This is a genomic window from Nocardia brasiliensis NBRC 14402, assembly GCF_000308475.2.
GTDB lineage: Bacteria > Actinomycetota > Actinomycetes > Mycobacteriales > Mycobacteriaceae > Nocardia > Nocardia brasiliensis.
Window position 1 is genome coordinate 57567 of record NZ_BAFT02000103.1, and the last position, 17442, is coordinate 75008.

At 69.7% G+C, this 17442-nt stretch carries 18 protein-coding genes and 1 riboswitch; of the genes, 8 read left to right on the forward strand and 10 right to left on the reverse strand.

Going from position 1 to position 17442, the window contains the following annotated elements; genetic code table 11:
- The first annotated feature begins 22 nt into the window (after nucleotides 1-22).
- The gene (locus TY25_RS34530; RefSeq protein WP_042263469.1) at nucleotides 23-1627 is read left to right on the forward strand and encodes a DNA polymerase Y family protein; all 1605 of its coding nucleotides are present in this window, start codon (nucleotides 23-25) and stop codon (nucleotides 1625-1627) included.
- Here TY25_RS34530 and TY25_RS34535 read toward each other — a convergent pair.
- Nucleotides 1618-2322, reverse strand: coding sequence for a class I SAM-dependent DNA methyltransferase (locus TY25_RS34535; RefSeq protein ID WP_042263471.1), 705 nt, complete (start codon nucleotides 2320-2322; stop codon nucleotides 1618-1620). The genes TY25_RS34530 and TY25_RS34535 overlap by 10 nt on opposite strands.
- A gap of 147 nt (nucleotides 2323-2469) precedes the next feature.
- On the opposite strand from TY25_RS34535, the gene TY25_RS34540 reads away from it, so the two are divergent.
- The gene (locus tag TY25_RS34540; protein ID WP_042263473.1) at nucleotides 2470-3225 is read left to right on the forward strand and encodes an alpha/beta fold hydrolase; all 756 of its coding nucleotides are present in this window, start codon (nucleotides 2470-2472) and stop codon (nucleotides 3223-3225) included.
- 19 nt (nucleotides 3226-3244) lie between these two features.
- Here the strand turns inward: TY25_RS34540 and TY25_RS34545 are convergent, their stop codons facing one another.
- On the reverse strand, nucleotides 3245-4216 hold the full coding sequence (locus TY25_RS34545; RefSeq protein WP_042263476.1) for an SDR family NAD(P)-dependent oxidoreductase: 972 nt from the start codon (nucleotides 4214-4216) through the stop codon (nucleotides 3245-3247).
- A 155-nt stretch (nucleotides 4217-4371) separates the two neighbouring features.
- Between TY25_RS34545 and TY25_RS34550 the strand changes: the two genes are divergently transcribed.
- The 4 genes from TY25_RS34550 to TY25_RS34565 all read left to right on the forward strand — a co-directional run bounded on the left by TY25_RS34550 (nucleotide 4372) and on the right by TY25_RS34565 (nucleotide 9898).
- A complete protein-coding gene (locus TY25_RS34550; protein WP_029894997.1) occupies nucleotides 4372-4824 on the forward strand; it encodes a hypothetical protein in 453 nt (150 codons plus the stop codon).
- A gap of 24 nt (nucleotides 4825-4848) precedes the next feature.
- A complete protein-coding gene (locus TY25_RS34555) occupies nucleotides 4849-8304 on the forward strand; it encodes an error-prone DNA polymerase (RefSeq protein WP_042263478.1) in 3456 nt (1151 codons plus the stop codon).
- Nucleotides 8305-8413: 109 nt separating this feature from the next.
- Nucleotides 8414-9568 carry a DUF4349 domain-containing protein gene (locus tag TY25_RS34560; protein ID WP_042263480.1) on the forward strand — a complete coding sequence of 385 codons (1155 nt, stop codon included), beginning with the start codon at nucleotides 8414-8416 and terminating at the stop codon, nucleotides 9566-9568.
- A gap of 99 nt (nucleotides 9569-9667) precedes the next feature.
- On the forward strand, nucleotides 9668-9898 hold the full coding sequence (locus TY25_RS34565; RefSeq protein ID WP_042263566.1) for a DUF167 domain-containing protein: 231 nt from the start codon (nucleotides 9668-9670) through the stop codon (nucleotides 9896-9898).
- Between the two features lie 7 nt (nucleotides 9899-9905).
- Here TY25_RS34565 and TY25_RS34570 read toward each other — a convergent pair whose 3' ends face one another.
- From TY25_RS34570 to TY25_RS34590, 5 genes are all read right to left on the reverse strand, one after another.
- Entirely contained in the window at nucleotides 9906-10370 is a 465-nt protein-coding gene (locus TY25_RS34570) for a tRNA (cytidine(34)-2'-O)-methyltransferase (RefSeq protein ID WP_088607033.1), read from the reverse strand.
- A gap of 42 nt (nucleotides 10371-10412) precedes the next feature.
- Nucleotides 10413-10799, reverse strand: coding sequence for a type II toxin-antitoxin system VapC family toxin (locus TY25_RS42170; protein ID WP_106387006.1), 387 nt, complete (start codon nucleotides 10797-10799; stop codon nucleotides 10413-10415).
- Nucleotides 10800-10823: 24 nt separating this feature from the next.
- Nucleotides 10824-11075, reverse strand: a complete 252-nt coding sequence (locus TY25_RS34580) for a hypothetical protein (protein ID WP_042263486.1) — start codon at nucleotides 11073-11075, stop codon at nucleotides 10824-10826.
- Nucleotides 11076-11116: 41 nt separating this feature from the next.
- Complete coding sequence (locus TY25_RS34585; protein ID WP_146154086.1) at nucleotides 11117-11536, reverse strand: hypothetical protein; 420 nt, start codon at nucleotides 11534-11536, stop codon at nucleotides 11117-11119.
- A 74-nt stretch (nucleotides 11537-11610) separates the two neighbouring features.
- Nucleotides 11611-12162: a carboxymuconolactone decarboxylase family protein gene (locus TY25_RS34590; protein WP_042263490.1), complete on the reverse strand. Its 552-nt coding sequence runs from the start codon at nucleotides 12160-12162 to the stop codon at nucleotides 11611-11613.
- A 150-nt stretch (nucleotides 12163-12312) separates the two neighbouring features.
- Here TY25_RS34590 and TY25_RS34595 point away from each other — a divergent pair, with 150 nt between their 5' ends.
- On the forward strand, nucleotides 12313-12636 hold the full coding sequence (locus tag TY25_RS34595; protein ID WP_042263493.1) for a DUF3017 domain-containing protein: 324 nt from the start codon (nucleotides 12313-12315) through the stop codon (nucleotides 12634-12636).
- Nucleotides 12637-12699: 63 nt separating this feature from the next.
- On the opposite strand, the gene TY25_RS34600 is transcribed toward TY25_RS34595, so the two are convergent.
- Nucleotides 12700-13659, reverse strand: coding sequence for an oxygenase MpaB family protein (locus TY25_RS34600; RefSeq protein ID WP_042263495.1), 960 nt, complete (start codon nucleotides 13657-13659; stop codon nucleotides 12700-12702).
- 164 nt (nucleotides 13660-13823) lie between these two features.
- On the opposite strand from TY25_RS34600, the gene TY25_RS34605 reads away from it, so the two are divergent.
- Nucleotides 13824-14474: a TetR/AcrR family transcriptional regulator gene (locus TY25_RS34605; RefSeq protein WP_042263497.1), complete on the forward strand. Its 651-nt coding sequence runs from the start codon at nucleotides 13824-13826 to the stop codon at nucleotides 14472-14474.
- Nucleotides 14475-14731: 257 nt separating this feature from the next.
- Here the strand turns inward: TY25_RS34605 and metX are convergent, their stop codons facing one another.
- Together metX and TY25_RS34615 are read right to left on the reverse strand one after the other, a co-directional pair.
- Nucleotides 14732-15892, reverse strand: a complete 1161-nt coding sequence (gene metX, locus TY25_RS34610; protein ID WP_042263499.1) for a homoserine O-acetyltransferase MetX — start codon at nucleotides 15890-15892, stop codon at nucleotides 14732-14734.
- Nucleotides 15889-17217 (reverse strand): bifunctional o-acetylhomoserine/o-acetylserine sulfhydrylase, encoded by a 1329-nt coding sequence (locus TY25_RS34615; RefSeq protein ID WP_042263501.1) that lies wholly within the window; start codon nucleotides 17215-17217, stop codon nucleotides 15889-15891. The genes metX and TY25_RS34615 overlap by 4 nt, the downstream gene beginning before the upstream one ends.
- 93 nt (nucleotides 17218-17310) lie before the next feature.
- A riboswitch (SAM riboswitch) is annotated at nucleotides 17311-17421 on the reverse strand.
- Nucleotides 17422-17442: the final 21 nt, after the last annotated feature.

Here is a 17442-nt window from a genome sequence, read left to right on the forward strand (position 1 = left end):
TCGGGAACGGCTCAGCGGCACCATGATTCGTCCGAAGTCGGGAAAGGCGACCCGGGTACTCGCGCTGTGGTGCCCGGATTGGCCGGCGGTCGCCGCGGCGGCGCTGGCCGGAATACCCGCGACGCGGCCGGTGGCGGTGCTGTTCGCCAACCGGGTGGTCGCGTGTTCGGCGGTCGCGCGCACCGACGGGGTGCGGCGCGGGCTCAAGCGCCGGGAAGCGCAAGCCCGTTGCCCCGATCTGTTACTCGCCCAGGCGGATCCGGATCGGGACGCGCGGCTGTTCGAACCGGTGGTGGCGGCGGTGGACGAGACGGTGCCCGGCGTAGAGGTGTTGCGGCCGGGACTGCTGGTGCTCGGGGCCCGCGGTGCCGCAAGGTTTTTCGGCTCCGAGGAGGTGGCGGCCGAGCGGTTGGTCGACACCGCGGCCGCCGCCGGGGTGGAGGCGCAGGTCGGCATCGCCGACGAGGTGTCCACGGCGGTGATCGCCGCCCGCCGCGGCGCGCTGGTGCCCGCCGGGCACGGGGCGCGCTTCCTGGCGTCATTGCCGGTGCACGAGCTGGCGATCGAGCCGAGCCTGGCCGCACCAGAGCGGACCGACCTGGTGGATCTGTTGCACCGCTTGGGTTTACGCCGGATCGGTGATTTCGCCGCGCTGTCCACCGCCGAGGTGGCCTCGCGCTTCGGCGCGGACGCGGTGCTCGCGCACCGCAGCGCCAACGCCGAACCGGAACGGCCGCCCGCCGCGCGGCAGCCGCCGAAAGACCTGGCGGTGGAGTATCCCTGCGATCCGCCGATCGAGCGGGTGGACGCCGCCGCCTTCGCGGGCCGCCTGCTCGCCACCCGCCTGCACACCGCGCTCGCGGCCGCCGGGCTGGCCTGTACCCGGCTGTCTATTTTCGCCGAAACAGAAGCGGGAGAGGAGCTTTCCCGGATCTGGCGCTGCGCGGAGCCGTTGACCCCGGAGGGCACCGCGGACCGGGTGCGCTGGCAGCTCGACGGCTGGCTCACCCATCGGGACCGGCCCACCGCGCCGATCGTCCGGCTGCGCCTGGACCCGGTCGAGGTGGTGGCCGCGGGCGCGCTGCAACTCGGCCTGTGGGGCGGTGTGGGCGAACAGGACGAGCGGGCCCGTCGTGCGCTCGTCCGGGTGCAGGGCCTGCTCGGCGGGGAAGCGGTGCGGGTCGGCGTGCTCAGCGGCGGTCGCGGTCCCACCGAGCGCGTCACCATGGTCGCGCTGGGCGACGAGCTCGTGCCCGCCGCCGATCCGGCGCTGCCGTGGCCGGGCCGGCTGCCGGAGCCCGCGCCCGCGCTGATCCTGCTGCACCGCCCGGTGGTGCAGCTGGAGGACGCCGACGGCAGGCCGGTCCGGATCACCGAACGCGCCTTGTTCAGCGCCGACCCGTCCCGCCTGCGCTGGGGCAGCAGGCAGTGGCGGCTGGCCGGATGGGCCGGACCGTGGCCGGTGGACGAGCGCTGGTGGGCGCCGGAAACCCCCGGAAAGGCCGACGGCGCAGCCACTTTCACGGCCCGCGCCCAGGTGCAGCTGGACGGCGCGGCCGCCGAGGTGCGGGTGTTGCTGCTGCTCTACTACGACGGGAACTGGCGTGCGGAAGGGCTTTACGACTGAGGCCGGGTCCACACCGAAGCCATGGTGAACGGCTGCCCCAGCAGGTGCGTCCACTTCGGTTTCGCGGCCAGCCAGGCCTCGTCGATCAGTGCCTCGGCGAATTCGGTGAGCACCCAGCCCGCGTCCAGCGCCGCGGTCAGGTGCTCGCTGAGCAGGTGCAGGTTGGTGCTGATCGCCACCGGTTCGCCGCCGGCCGGGGTGTAGTGCGTCGGCATGCCGGTCACCATCATGAACTGGGGGTGGAAGCTGACCAGCACGCACCGCGCGCCGGGTGCGGCGAGCCGCCAGGCCTCGGCGTAGAACGGCGCCAACTCGGGCAGGTGCTCGTCGACCAGCGAGGCGATGATCAGGTCGTAGGCTCCGCCGCGCAGTCCGGTGTCGCGCACGTCGCCGGTGGTCAGCGTGCTGTGCGCGCCGCGCTGTGCGGCCCGCTGCAGCATCTGGGTGCTCACGTCGACGCCATCGATTTCTTCGACGCCCTGGGTGCGCAGCCAGGCGCCGGTCCGTCCGGTCCCGCAGCCGAGGTCGGCGGCCCGCCGCACCCGGGCCCACGCCGGTCGGCGCAGGCGGGCCAGCAGCGCGATATCCATCTCGTCCATGACCGTGTGCTCGTACGTCGGCGCCCAGCCGTCGTATCCGGTGGCCACGTCGACGGTGGGATAGTTTCGGCGGTCGTACTCCGCGAAGGACGGCATGCCCGGAGTATTGCGCGGCACAACGGGTTTCGCCAGGAAGTTTTCCCGGTGGCACCGCCGGCGCAGCGGATCTGTGCTGCTCGGCGCACGTGATCCGGGTGACAAGTCGCAGGTCCGGCCGCCGCGACCCCGGTACCCTCGAAGATCGTGGATCTGACGGCGGCCGAGCTGGCATGCGGGGACGTGCGGATCGCCTACCGGGACTCGGGGGCGACCGCGGGTTCCGGCGTGCCCGTGGTGCTGGTGCACGGCATGGGCGGGGACGGGCACACCTGGGACCGGTTCGCGCGGACCCTGGTGCAGGCGGGCCGCCGGGTGATCATCCCCGATCTACGCGGCCACGGCCGTAGTGCGCACACCGAGTCGTATCGGTTCGACGAGTTCGGCGCCGACGTGCTGAACCTGTGCGAGCGGCTGGAGCTGACCTCGGTGGATCTGGTCGGTCATTCGCTGGGCGGCTACGCCGTCTCCTGCGTCGCGCAGGAGCGTCCCGCGCTGGTGCGTCGCCTGGTCATCGAGGAATGCCCGCTGCCGTTGCAGTCCGGCGCCGAGGAATTACGCCTGACCCGGCGTTTCCCGACCGTGCCCGAGCTCTGGCACGCCACCTCGAGCCTGGTCCGGCATCCGCGCGCGGTGCTGGCCTTCGACCGGTCCATGACCAGGACCGCGCTCGAGCAGTTCCGCAAGCCGAACCCGGAGTGGTGGGACCGGCTGTCCGACATCACCGCGTCGACGCTGGTGCTGCGCGGCGGGCCCGGCGGCATGGTCGACCCGGTGAAGCTCGAGTTCCTGCGCACCGCCGTCCCCGACTGCACGGTCACCGCGTTCACCTGCGGCCACAGCATCCACCGCGACCGCTATCGCGAGTTCGCCGCCGCCGTGCACCCGTTCCTGGCCGCCTGAGCTCGTCGAGCGGTTCGGCTCACCAGTGGGTGCCGGGCACCCAGCGGGCCGCGCGGCGCAGGGCGGTGCCGGTGACGCGCCGGGCCGCCGAGCGCGGACGCGGTTCCGCTCGGGACACCACGGGTTCGGCGTTGTCCTCGGTCTCCTCCACCTGTTCGCCCTTGGCCGCCGGGGAGTCCGGCAGGGCGCGGTAGTAGCGGTGCAGGATTCGGTCGCGGAACTTGGGTGTGAGCAGCGCGCCGTATTCGGCGAAGGTGCCCAGCGGCACGTCGATGCGCTTGGGGCGTTCGGTCAGCGCGCGCACGATGGTCGCCGCGGCCCATTCGGGGGATTCGGACGGTCCCTGATCGCCGCTCGGGGTGATCATCGGGGTGCGCACCAGCGGCATGTGGATGGTGGTGAAGGTGACGCCGTCGGCCATCGTCTCCACCGAGGCCACCTCGGCGAATTTGTCCAGCGCGGCCTTGCTGGCCAGGTAGGCCGCGAAGCGTGGCGTGGCCACCTGCACGCCCGCGCTGCTGATGTTGACGATGTGGCCGAACTTGCGCTCACGCATCTGCGGCAGCAGGGCCAGCGTCAGCCGCAGCGCGCCGAAGTAGTTGACCGCCATGGTCCGTTCGAAGTCGTGCAGCCGGTCGGTGGAGCGGTGGATCGCGCGCCGGATCGACCGGCCCGCGTTGTTCACCAGCATGTCGACGTGGCCGTGTTCGTCGAGGATGGTCTTCACGGCGTGATCGACCGAGTCGGAGTCGGTGACGTCGCACTGGTAGGCGTAGGCGCTGCCGCCCGCGGCCTTGATCTCCTCGACCACGCTCGCGAGTTCGTCGGCGCGGCGCGCGAGCAGGAACACCGTGGCGCCCTTGCCCGCGACGGCGATCGCGGCCGCCCGGCCGATGCCGGACGAGGCGCCGGTGATCAGGACATGTCGTCCGGCGATATCGCGGTTACGGCGGCGACGTGCGCCGGCAGCGTCAGCGGAGGCCTCGGTCATCGCTGCTCCTTTGCAGGTTGTTTGGCACGAACTTACTCCGAAGTAAGTTTACCTGCCAAGTGGCGCTGATCACTTTCCGGGTCGGCGGTCGAGGTGGTGGACACGGGTCGAACAACCCCTCGAAATCGATCGAACATATGTGCGATACTCGGCGCATGGCGGACGATCGGATGGCGGACATCTTTGCCGCGGTGCGGCTCGGTGGGGGGAACCCGGCGGCGGCGCGACAGGCGCTGGAGAAGTTGTGGGACGAGATCGGAGAGGGCGGTGATCCCTTGCACCGCTGCGTGATCGCGCACCACCTGGCGGATCTCCAAGGGGCGGCCGCCGATGCGCTGCTCTGGGATCGGCGGGCACTGGCCGCGGTGTTCGGCCCCGGCATTCCGCTCGACGAGGGGTTGCGCAGCTTCCTTCCGTCGCTGTATCTGAACCTGGCCGACAGCCACCGCCGCGTCGGCGATTTCGACACGGCGCGCATGCAGCTGACCATCGCCCGCGGGCACCTCGATGTCCTCGCTGCCGACGCGTACGGCGCGCTGATCCGGTCCGAACTCGAACGCGTCGAATCCGCGCTGGCCCGCGGTTCGACCGAACCGCTGTCGAGCTGAACCCGCCCGAGGAGGTGATGCACGGTGGGGTGGAGTAACGGCCCGCCCACCTGGACGGAGCTGGAACGGGTGCTGTCCGGCCGGCCCGGCCGCACGAATCCGGACGCGATGTATCCGGGCGACGGCGGCGACAGCCCGGCCTGGTCCCGTAAACGCGGCGAGTACCGGGCCGAACCGGTGGCCCCGGACGACGAGGCGCGGGTGCCGTACGCGGAACTGCACACGCACTCGGCCTACAGCTTCCTGGACGGGGCGAGCCAGCCCGAGGAGCTGGTGGAGGAGGCCGTGCGCCTCGGCCTGGAGGCGATCGCGCTCACCGACCACGACGGGTTCTACGGCACGGTGCGCTTCGCCGAGGCGGCCAGGGAATTCGGCCTGCCGACCGTCTTCGGCTCCGAGCTGTCGCTCGGTACCGACCGGCCGACGGCGCGGCGGCGCACCAAGGGCGCGGATCGTGCGGGCAGCCAACGGGATTCGGCGACCGGTCCGGACGGTGTGCTCGGCGCGCCCGGCCCGGACGGGAACGGCGCCGGCCGGAGCGGGCACATCGATGCCCCGGATTCCGTGCCGCGCACCGGATCTCCCGACCCCGCCGGACCGCATCTGCTGGTGCTGGCCCGCGGTCAGGAGGGCTACCGCCGCCTTTCCCGGGAGATCGCGGCCGCGCACATGGCGGCGGGGGAGAAGGGCATCCTGCGCTACGACCTCGACACCCTCACCGCGGCGGCGGGCGGCCAGTGGCAGATCCTGACCGGCTGCCGGAAAGGACATCTGCGCCGCGCACTCGCGGACGACTTGCGTTCGGGCAGTACCCGTCTCGTGCACGCCGAGGCCGCGCTGCGCGATCTGACCGAACGTTTCGGCGCCGACCGGGTGAGCGTGGAGCTCACCCACCACGGCATCCCGGAGGACGACGAGCGCAACGCGCACCTGATCGTGCTGGCCGAGCGGCTCGGCCTGCCCGTGATCGCCACCACCGGAGCGCATTTCGCCGCGCCGCGGCAGCGTCGTCGCGCCATGGCGCTGGCCGCGATCCGGGCGCGGCGGAGTCTGGACGAGATCGCGGGCTGGCTGGCGCCCACCGGCGGCGCGCACCTGCGTTCCGGCGCGGAGATGGCGTGGCTGTTCGCCGAGTGCCCGCAGGCGGTGCGCAACGCGGTCCTGCTCGCCCGCGAGTGCGCCTTCGACCTGAAGCTGATCGCGCCGAAACTCCCGCCGTTCACCGTGCCCGCGAATCACGACGAGACGTCCTATCTGCGCCTGCTCGCCTTCGAGGGCGCGGCCGCGCGCTATGGGCCGCGGGAGCGAAATCCCAAGGCCTACCAGCAGATCGAGCACGAGCTGGCGGTGATCGAGGAGCTGGAGTTCCCCGGCTACTTCCTGGTGGTGCACGATATCGTCCGTTTCTGCCAGGACAACGACATCCTCTGTCAGGGCCGGGGTTCGGCGGCCAACTCGGCCGTCTGCTACGCGATCGGCATCACCAATGTCGATCCCGTCGGCAACACCCTGCTGTTCGAGCGCTTCCTCTCCCCGGAGCGCGACGGTCCGCCCGATATCGATATCGACATCGAGTCCGACCGCCGCGAGGAGGCCATCCAGCACGTCTACGCCAAGTACGGCCGTGCGTACGCCGCCCAGGTGGCCAATGTGATCACCTACCGTGGCAAGTCCGCGGTGCGCGATGCCGCTCGCGCACTGGGCTTTTCGCAGGGGCAGCAGGACGCCTGGAGCAAGCAGGTGAGCAGGTGGACCGGCGTCGAGGCGGAGGCGAACACCGACATCCCCGCCGAAGTGCTGCGGTTGGCAGGCGACATCGAAGGCCTCCCAAGGCATCTCGGCATCCACTCCGGTGGCATGGTGATCTGCGACCGGCCGATCGCCGACGTCTGCCCGGTGGAGTGGGCGCGCATGCCCGGCCGCAGCGTGCTGCAGTGGGACAAGGACGACTGTTCCGCCATCGATCTGGTGAAGTTCGATCTGCTCGGCCTCGGCATGCTCTCGGCGCTGCACTACATGATGGACCTGGTGCGCGAGCACACCGGCAAGGTGGTCGAGCTGCACCAGCTCGACCTGAAAGAGGCCGCCGTCTACGAAATGCTCTCGCGCGCCGACTCGGTGGGCGTATTCCAGGTGGAGTCGCGCGCGCAGATGGCCACCCTGCCCCGGCTGCGGCCCCGCACGTTCTACGACCTGGTGGTGGAGGTGGCACTGATCCGGCCCGGCCCGATCCAGGGCGGCTCGGTGCACCCCTACATCCGGCGGCGCAACGGGCTGGAGGACTGGGACTTCGACCATCCGGCCCTGGAGAATGCGCTGGCCCGGACCCTCGGCGTGCCGCTGTTCCAGGAGCAGCTGATGCAGATGGCGGTCGATGTCGCGGGCTTCACCGCCACCGAGGCCGATCAGCTGCGCCGCGCGATGGGTTCCAAGCGGTCGCCCGAACGCATGCAGCGGCTCAAAGCGCGCCTCTACCAAGGCATGCGCGAGCTGCACGGCATCGAGGGCGAGATCGCCGATCGCATCTACGAAAAGCTCTACGCCTTCGCTAATTTCGGCTTCCCCGAGAGTCATTCGCAGAGCTTCGCCTCGATCGTGTTCTATTCGGCCTGGTTCAAACTGCACTACCCGGCGGCGTTCTGCGCCGGGTTGCTGCGCGCCCAGCCGATGGGCTTCTATTCGCCGCAATCGCTGGTCGCCGACGCCCGCAGGCACGGAGTGGTGGTGCACGGCCCCGACATCAATGCCAGCCGGGCCGAACCCACCCTCGAATGTCGGGGCACCGAGATCCGGCTCGGTCTCGCGGCGGTCCGGCACATCGGCTCCGATCTGGCCGAAAAGATCGTCGCCGCCCGGGGAGAGCGGCCTTACACCAGTTTCCTCGACCTGACCGGGCGGGTGGAACTGACTGTCGCGCAAGCCGAATCGCTGGCCACCGCGGGCGCGCTCGGCAGTCTGGGCAGTACCCGGCGCGCAGCGCTGTGGGCCGCGGGCGCCGCCGCGGGGGAACGCCCGGATCGCCTGCCCGGCACCGGCGCCGCCACCACCGCGCCCGTGCTGCCCGGCATGAGCGATCTCGAACTGGCTGCCGCCGATGTCTGGGCCACCGGGGTCTCGCCGGGGAGCTACCCCACCGAATTCCTGCGTCCGCGACTGGACGCGCTCGGCGTGGTCCCCGCCGCCGATCTGCTCACGGTGCCCGACGGTTCGCGAGTTCTGGTGGGCGGCGCGGTGACCCATCGGCAGCGCCCCGCCACGGCGGGCGGTGTCACGTTCATGAACCTGGAGGACGAGACCGGCATGGTGAACGTCGTCTGCTCGGTCGGGTTGTGGACGCGCTATCGCCGCCTGGCCCAGAGCGCGCCTGCCCTGCTCATCCGGGGCCGGGTGCAGAACGCCGAGGGCGCGGTCACCGTCGTCGCCGAACACCTGCGCAGGCTGGAACTGCGGGTCGATTCGAAGTCGCGGGACTTCCGCTGAGCCGCGGCGGCGGCCGGGCCCGCCGTCGCTTTTAAGGAACTGTTAGAAGCGTTCTAGAGAACCGTTATGTCGGGCCGTTTCCGCAGCCAGAGGGGTTACTGTGCGAATCATGCGGAAGCTTGCTGTGCTGTGCATCGGCCTGCTCGGTCTCACCTTGCTCGTCGGCTGCGGTGCCGACGACGCGAAGAAGTCCGCGCCGCCGGGCCGGCCCGCCACCTATGCCACCGAGGCGCCCGCGCCCGCCGCCGTGCCGCCACCCGCGCTGCGCGACCAGGGCCCCGCGCGCAAGGACAACACCGGCAGCGGCGAAACCACCTCGGCGCGTAAGGAAATCGTCACCGGCAGCGTGGAGATCACCGCCGACAAGCCGATCGACGCGGCGGGCAAGATCGCCGATCGGGTGCGCGAGGTCGGCGGCCGGATCGACAGCCGGACCGAGCAACCCGGCGCCGGCGACACCGACGCCAGCGCCACGCTCACCGTCCGGGTGCCCGCGGACAAGACCGACGCGTTCATCGACGGGCTCGGCGGCATCGGCAAGGTCACCCGGGTGAGCACCAACCGCGACGACGTCACCATGCAGTGGGAAGACCTGGACGCCAGGATCAAGGCGCTGCAGGCCTCCGTCGAGCGGCTGCGCGGGCTCATCGCGAACGCCACGAACACCGCCGACCTGCTCAACGCCGAGCAGGCGCTGTCCAGCAGGCAGGGCGAACTGGACAGCCTGACCGCGCAGAAGCGCCACCTCGACGACCAGGTCGCGCTGTCCAGCCTCTCGATCGACATCACCACCACGACCAAGAAGGTCGACGAGGAGCGCGCCGACAGCTTCTGGGAGGGCATCGTCGACGGCTGGAACTCGCTGGTGGATTGGCTGAAGGACGCGGTGGTGTTCACCGGCAAGGCGATTCCGTGGCTCGGGTTCCTCGTGGTGCTCGCCGCCGTGGTGTGGGGCATCGTGCGAACGGTGTTGCGGCGGAAGAAGACCGGGGCGAGTGGGCCGGAGCACGGGGAAGCGGGTCGGCCCGCACCGGTTGCGGTGGGTGCCGAGCGGTCGGGCGGTGCTGCGGGTTCAGCGAGTTCGCCGGGTGCCGAGGTAACTTCGGGAAGCAGCGGTACTCCGGGCGCCGGAGGTTCTTCGGGTACGGGAAGTGCTTCGGGCGCTAGCGGTTCTTCGGGCGGTGGAAGCTCTTCGGGCACCGGAAAGCCTTCGGGTACTGAAAATCCTCCGGGCACCGGGAGTTCGGCGGAATCCGAGTCCTGAGCAGACTGCGCCGGGCGGGTCCGAGATCGAGGGCGGACCCGCCCAGCTGTCGAATATTGTTGGAGCCCAGCCATTTATGGCGACCGACAGGGAGGTGTGGTGCCGACCATCGTCCGGGCGACGATCAAACCGAACAGCCGCAAGGGCCCGCTCGTCGAAACCCTCGACGACGGGACCTTGCAGTTGTATGTGCGTGCGCCCGCGGTCGAGGGCAAAGCGAACAAGGCCGCCATCGAACTGCTCGCCGCGCACTACGGGGTTCCGAAGAGCGCCGTGCGCTTGGCGGCGGGTGCGACCTCCCGCCACAAGCGATTCGAGATCGACTGCTGAGCGGGGACTACACGCCGTCCGGGAAGCCGAGCTGCCGCCACGCCTCGTACACGGTGACCGCGGCCGCGTTGGACAGGTTCATCGAGCGGCGGCCCGGCAGCATCGGAATCCGCAGCTGCGCCGTCACCTGCGGGTCGTCGAGTACCGCGGGCGGCAGCCCGGTCGGCTCCGTCCCGAACAGCAGCACGTCACCCGCGCGGTAGGCGACCTCGGTGTAGCGCGTCGTCGCCTGCGTGGTGAACGCGAACACCCGCTCCGGCCGCAACGCCGTCCACGCCGCCGCCAGACTCGGATGCACCGTCACCGAGGCCAGGTCGTGGTAATCCAACCCGGCCCGGCGCAGCTTCGCCTCGGACAGATCGAACCCCAATGGCTCGATCAGATGCAGCTCGGACCCGGTCCCGGCCACCAACCGGATCGCATTCCCGGTGTTCCCGGGAATAGCGGGCTCATGAAACATCAGACGGAACACGCCCCAAGTCAATCAGGTACCGGCATTCCGTTGCGGGGCCGGTCAGTCAGGGAGCAGCCGAAGGGGTGTGGAATGGCGGGTCCGGACAGCGCTGAAGTGCCGGCGGTCCAGGGTTGCGACTTCGTGCGTGTCGAGGCGTTCAGAGACGGCGAGGACCGCGGCATCAACCGCGCCCAACGGGAAGTCGGCGTATTTCCGAACCAATTCCGCCATCCGGGAAAGGTCGGCCCGGGTGAGATCGACCAGTTCGATCTCACCGCGCGCGATTGATTCCAGAAAAGACGCCTCGACCGAAGGGCCGACGCGAGTCTCCAGGAAATAGCAGACTTCGGCGAGCACAGGGCTCGGGACGAGTAGTGGCCCAGGATGGGTTTCCAGGAGGTCTAGACAGCGCTGATGATCCGCGTCGTTCTTGTTCAGTACAGGCAACGAGCGGGCCTGTGTCGCAGACGATCACTCGGCTTGCCTGCCACGTTCTTCGCGGAGCAGATCCTCCGACCGCGCAGCGAGATCCGGCTCGGCGTCCATTACCCCGGCGAACGAGAGGTGTCGTCGTCGCTTACCGGGCTCGCTGCTGGTAGGGCTCTGCTCTGGAGTGTCGGTGACAACCAGTTGCAATGCGACCGCGCGCAGCGCATGCGCTTGATCGGGCGTCAGCCGATCGACCAAGCGATGCAGGTCTTCATAGACGTGCGCTGCGGTCACAGCGCTAATCGTACTGCGGCTACCACCTGGGACCGGGTGGGTCAGCCGAAGCTGCCGGTGCTGGGCTTGCCGACCACGGTGACAGGGATGATGTCGGTGACGGTCACGTTGTCGTGCGGGCCGGTGGGGCGTTCCCAGGCGCAGGCGCCGCGCACGTCGATCACCTGTCCGGCGGGCAGGCTGCCGTTGCCGATCGAGGTCTGCACCATCTTGTGGTCGTTGGTGGCGAACGAGGTCGGGTTGTTGCCGCCGAAGATTTCGCCGGTCTTGGCGTTGAAGATCCAGCACACGCCGTCGTTGTTCGGGTTGTGGAACTTCGCCGACACGGTGCCCGACACCGAGAAGACCTCTTCGATCACCGGCGCGTCGAGGCCGGGGATCGCGTTGGCGGTGGCGCCGGGCAGCGCCAGCGCCGCGGCCGGAACGGCGAGCAGCGCGAGGAGGGAAAGTCGTCGAGTCATGGTCGAGATGATGTCACCCGTGCGCCGCCGCCCCCATTTTTCGGGGCGTGTACCGAATCGGTTCGACCGCAGGGTCATTCGGCCGCGGCGGGCCGTTCGGGCAGGGCGCAGACGCCGCCTTCGGCCATGCCGGTCGGGCGGACACCCAGCCCCTGATTGACGCGGGCGCGCTGGTTCTCCCAGGCGATGGTGACGGCCAGTTCGGCCAGCTGCGCTTTGGACAGATGAACGAGTAGGGATTCGCGCAATTCGTCGATGCCGATCGCGGGCGTGACGGTCATGGCTTCGGCGAACGCGATGACCAGCTTCTCCAAATCCGTGTAGGCGGAACTGGTCTGGTAACGCGGCAGGTCCAGCAGTTGTTGTTCGGACAGGCCGGCGGATCTGGCCAGCGCGGAGCCGATGTCCAGGCAGAACTCGCAGTTCACCAGGCCTGCGGTTTTCAGTTCGGCCAGTTCCTTGAGTTTCGGGTCCAGTCGGTTCGCGAACAGCAGCGAGGTCTCGAATACCGCTGTGCTGAACAGCAATTGCGGCCGGCGCAGCTGCCAGCCGACCAGATCCGAGCGGTTCCGCTTGGCCTGGCGCATCGCCTGGATGTAATGCCCGATCCGTGTCAATGCTCGCATTGCCCCACCTTCTGTGCCGCTGATCCCTTCTCAAACTACGCTCGGTAGTAATTTCCCGGCAAGGGTGGGAATCGCCACGTGCCGACCGCCCCGACGCGGCCATCGCGGCCGCCGGCGGCGCGGGATCTGTGGGTCTGTAAGAATCGGGGGGTGACAGGTGCCGAGCGGTCGAGAGTAGATCAGCGGACCGGTGGTGCGGGAGCCCAGTTCCTGCGTTGCCACCTGCCGCTCGTGCTCGTCACGCTGGTCATCCTGGTGGCGATCGTGTTCGTGGCCCAGGATCGGTGGCGCCGCGGCGCCCTGTTCTTCGGCGGAGCCACCTTGCTGGCCGCCGCCTTCCGGCTGTGCCTGCCGACGGCGCGGGTCGGCCTGCTCGCGGTGCGCAGCAAGCCTTTCGACGTGGGTGCGCTGACCCTGCTCGGCTCGTCCATCGTCTTCATCGCCGCGACGATCAACACCCTCGGCGTCTTCTGAGCGCGCGACCCGCCGCACCGCACCCCTCGACGCGGCGGGCGGATCCCGCGAAATGCCTTCCGGTCAGGCCGATTCCGAGACGAGCGACGGTACCGGCCGGGCGCCCCGGCTGCCGTAGAGCGCGCGGGCCTGCGCCGGCGTGACGGTTTCCGGCCGGGTCGGCGGCTCGGCGTTGATGTGTTCCTTCAGGATCTGGCCCGCCATCGGTGCGATGAACGGCGCCGCGGCGAGCAGCCCGAACGAATTGAACCGGCTGAAGCTCCACACCAGGACCTTCGCGGGAATTTTCACGGCGAGATCGACGATGCCCCAGCGATCGAAGCGGCCGAGCGTGCGCATCCACTTCGGCAGCGTCGCCACCGAGGCGAGCGAAAGCAGCCTGCTGCCAATGGCATACGCGAGTCCGGCGCCGTTGCGAGGCGAGGTCCACAGCAGGTGGTGCATGCCCTCTTCGGCGCGTTCGGAGGTGCACAGGCGCGGGCGCACCCGCTCGAAGTAGGCGCGCACCTCCTCCCGGGAGCGGGGCACGTCCGCCGGCTTGCAGGTCTGCAGTTCGGCCGCGATGGCGCACTCGTGCCAGAACCGGGTCTCTTCTTCCGGCGAGAGCGGGCCAGGGCCGAACATCTCGTAGGCCTTGAGCACCGAGTGCCAGCCGGTGATGTGGATCCACAGCTGGGTCTCGGGGCTGTTCGCGCTGTAGCGGTTGCCGCTGATCGGTTCGATGCCCGTCATCGGGGCGTGCACCTGCATCAGGTGTTCGGCCGCCTGGATGGCGGTGCGTCCGTCGGCGATCGCGGCGATCAGGAAGTAGGAGAAGGTGTGGTCGAGCCGCCGGCGCGGGTTGCTGTAGATGCCCTGTGAGTCGGCGACCGCGGCGGTGAGGTACGGGTCGAAGTGCTCGAGCACCACGGCCCGCTGGAAGCCGATCACCGCGGTCGGCGCGGTCCAGATCTTCCAGCTGGGCGAATCGGGACCGAAGAACCCGTAGTCGTCCCGGCGCAGGGTGGTCGGATCGAAGTGCATCACGTGCTCCTTTGCGGTGATCGCCCCTGGGCGCGGGGGTGAATACAACGCAACCGTAGCAATTGCGTGTGTTGAATACAACGGGGGCGTAGCATTTGTGACCGGCGGATTCCCCGCGGGTGGGCGAATGCTGTCAGGATGGACCGCATGGAGGTGAGGCGGCAGTGACCACATCGCGTACCGCGGCGGAGCGGCCGCGTCGCCGTTACGCGCCGCGCCTGCCGCCCGAGCAGCGCCGGGCCCAGTTGCTCGACGCCGCGTTCGCGGTGCTGGGCCGGATGGAACTGCACGAGCTGAACATGGAGGCGGTCGCGCAGGAGGCCGGCGTCGGCAAGCCGGTGCTCTACACCGTCTTCAAGACCCGCGCCGAACTCGTTGCGGCACTGCTGGAACGGGAACGCGAGCGCGGCCTGGAACAGGTCGCCGCCACTCTGCCGACCGACCTGATCGGCGCCGACCCCGTGGTCGCGGCCTCGGCCACGGTCGAGGCGTTCGTCGGTGTGGCACTGGAGAATCCGACCCGCTGGCGGCTGATCCTCGCCGGACCGGGCAACGCACCCGACGAATACCGTGAGGCCCTGCGCAATTCGCGGGCGGGCATCTTCGATCAGGCCGAGGCGCTGGTGCGGATCGGCACCGCACTCGAACCGCGATGGGCCGGTGTGGATTCGGCGCTGCTCACCAACTCGCTGCTGCAGGTGGCCGAGATGCTCGGGCGGCTGGCGGTCAGCGAACCCGACGAGTACCCCCGCGAACGCCTACAAGGTTTCGTACACGCCATCGTCCGCCTACTCGTCGGCGCCCCAGCCCCATAGCCCCTGCCCCCGCACACATCTCAGCACCCCGCGCACGAATCAATAAGCAATTCCGCGCGCGCCATGACAATTCGCGCGCCATGACAATTCGCGCGCGTCGCGACAACTCGCGCGCGCCGCGACAGTCCGCTCCTGCGGCGACAATTCGTGCGCGCAGGCCCCACGCGCACGAACTCGTCGGCGCTTCTGTGCGCGCCGCGACGATTCGTACCCGCCGCGACAGTTCTTGCGCGCCGCGACAATCGCGCGCTTGAACCTCAGTTGGCGGGTTGGCGGGCGGCGCGGGCCAGGCGCACCGTTTCGGTCAGCAGTTTCGCCACCGCGGCCGCCTCGGTGAGGAAGCCGTCGTGACCGTCTCTGGAGTGCACGACCTCGAGCCCGTCGCAGCCGGGCAGCCCGTCGGCGAGTTCCTGCTGGGTGCGCAGCGGATACAGCCGGTCGGAGTCGACGCCGCCGACCACGCACGGCACGGGCGTCGCGGCCAGCGCCGCCTGCACCCCGCCGCGGCCGCGGCCGATGTCGTGGCGGTTCATCGCCTCGGTCAGCAGCACGTAGGTGGCCGGATCGAACCGGTTGCACAGCTTGTCGGCCTGGTGGTCCAGGTAGCTCTGCACCGCGTAACGTCCACCGCGCCAAGGATCTTCGGCACCCTGCGCGCTGTTCTCGAAGCGGTGGTCGAGCTCGTCCTCGGTCCGATAGGTGAGGTGCGCGATGCGCCGGGCCAGGCCCATGCCGGTCATCGGCGCGCGGTCGGTGTCGTGGTAATCGCCGCCCTGCCAGTCCGGATCGGCCTTGATGGCGGCGATCTGGGTGGTCTGGGTGCCGATCTGGTCGGCGGTGGCGCGGGCGCCGACGGCCAGTACCAACGCGGCGCCGACCCGGTCGGGACTGCCGACCATCCACTCGAGCACCCGCATGCCGCCCATCGAGCCGCCGACGACCGCGGCCAGCCGCGTGACGCCGAGCCGATCCATCAGCGCCGCCTCGGCGGTCACCTGGTCGCGGATGGAGATCTCCGGAAACCGTGCGCCCCAAGGTTTCCCGTCGGGTGCCAGGGTCGACGGCCCGGTGCTGCCCTTGCAGCCACCGAGCACGTTCGTCGCGATCACGCACCACTCGTCGGTGTCGAGCGGACAGCCCGGACCGACCATGCCGTCCCACCAACCGGGCAGCGGGTGGATATCGTCCGGGAAGCCGACCACGTGCGAGTCGCCGGTGAGCGCGTGCTCGACCAACACCACGTTGTCCAGCTCGGGAGAGAGCTCGCCCCACCGCTGGACCGCGAGATGGACCTGCGGAATGACCGCGCCGCTCTCCAATCGAATGTCACCGACCGGGATGATCCCGAGCCGTCCGTCCGGCGGCGGCAGGGCTACCCCGGACGAACGGCGGAAACTCGGTTCGGTACCCACCGTCACGTCGCCGCCGCCGTGAAGCCGGCGCGCAGATCGGCCAGGATGTCGTCGATCCCCTCGATGCCCACCGCCAGCCGGACCAGCCCCGGAGTGACGCCCGCGCGGAGTTGTTCGTCCGGCGTGAGCTGCGAATGTGTGGTCGACGCGGGGTGGATCACGAGAGAACGCACATCTCCGATGTTAGCCACATGGCTGTGCAGGGCTAATCCGTCCACGAACTTCTTGCCCGCATCGACACCACCGCGCAGCTCGAACGCGACGATCGCGCCCGCGCCCTTCGGCGCCAGTTGCTGGGCGCGTTCGTACCACGGTGACGTGGGCAGACCCGCGTAGCTGACCGAGATCACGTCCGGGTGGGTGCGCAGGAATTCGGCGACCGCCGTGGCATTGGCCACATGTCGCTCGACCCGCAGGCTCAGCGTCTCGATGCCCTGGCTGATCAGGAACGCGTTGAACGGTGAGATGGCCGCGCCGAGGTCGCGCAGCAGTTGCACGCGGGCCTTGAGCGCGAACGCGGGCGCGCCGAGATCGGCGAACACCGCGCCGTGGTAGCTCGGGTCCGGGGTGGTGAAACCGGGGTAGCGGGACTGTCCCTGCGCGTCGGTCACCGTCCAGTCGAAGGTGCCGCCGTCGACGATGACGCCGGCGATGGCCGAGCCGTGCCCGCCGAGGTACTTGGTCGCCGAGTGCACCACGATGTCGGCACCATGCGCCAGCGGCTGGATCAGGTACGGCGTGGCCACCGTGTTGTCCACGAGCAAGGGCAGCCCGGCCGCGTGCGCGACGGCGGCGATGCCGGGGATGTCGAAGATGGCGCTGCTCGGATTGGCGATGGTCTCGCCGTAGAACGCTTTGGTGTTCGGCCGGATCGCGGCGCGCCACTGCTCGAGGTCGTCCGGGTCGTCGACGAAGGACACCTCGATGCCGAGCTTGGGCAGCGTGTAGTGGAAGAGGTTGTAGGTGCCGCCGTACAGGTGCGGGCTGGACACGATATGGTCGCCGGCCGCGGCCAGGTTCAGGATCGCGTAGGTCTCCGCGGCCTGCCCGGAGGCCAGCAGCAGCGCGGCGACGCCGCCCTCGAGCGCGGCGACGCGCTGCTCGACCACGTCCTGCGTGGGATTCATGATCCGGGTGTAGATATTGCCCGGCTCGGCGAGGCCGAACAGCGCGGCGGCGTGGTCGGTATCGCGGAAGGCGTACGAGGTGGTCTGGTAGATCGGCAGGGCCCGGGCGCCGGTGCTGTCGTCGGGCGCCTGGCCCGCGTGCACCTGCTTGGTCTCGAAGGACCACTGGCTCGGATCGACCTCGGACACGGTGGGGTCAGTCATCTCGGTTTTGCTCCAAAGAAAAGGTTGCTCGCCAGAACTGCTCGGTTATCGGGGCGCAGGCGAAGAACAACAACACATTTCGGGAACCTCCTGGAAGCGCGCTTGCTCTCGACCGTCGAGAGCCGGGTCATCACCCGGAGCACCCCACCGCTGCTGGAGGGTTGCCGACCAGCGAGCCGGGGCTTGGCGCTGGTACTCATGACCTGACCGCGATCATAACCGGCG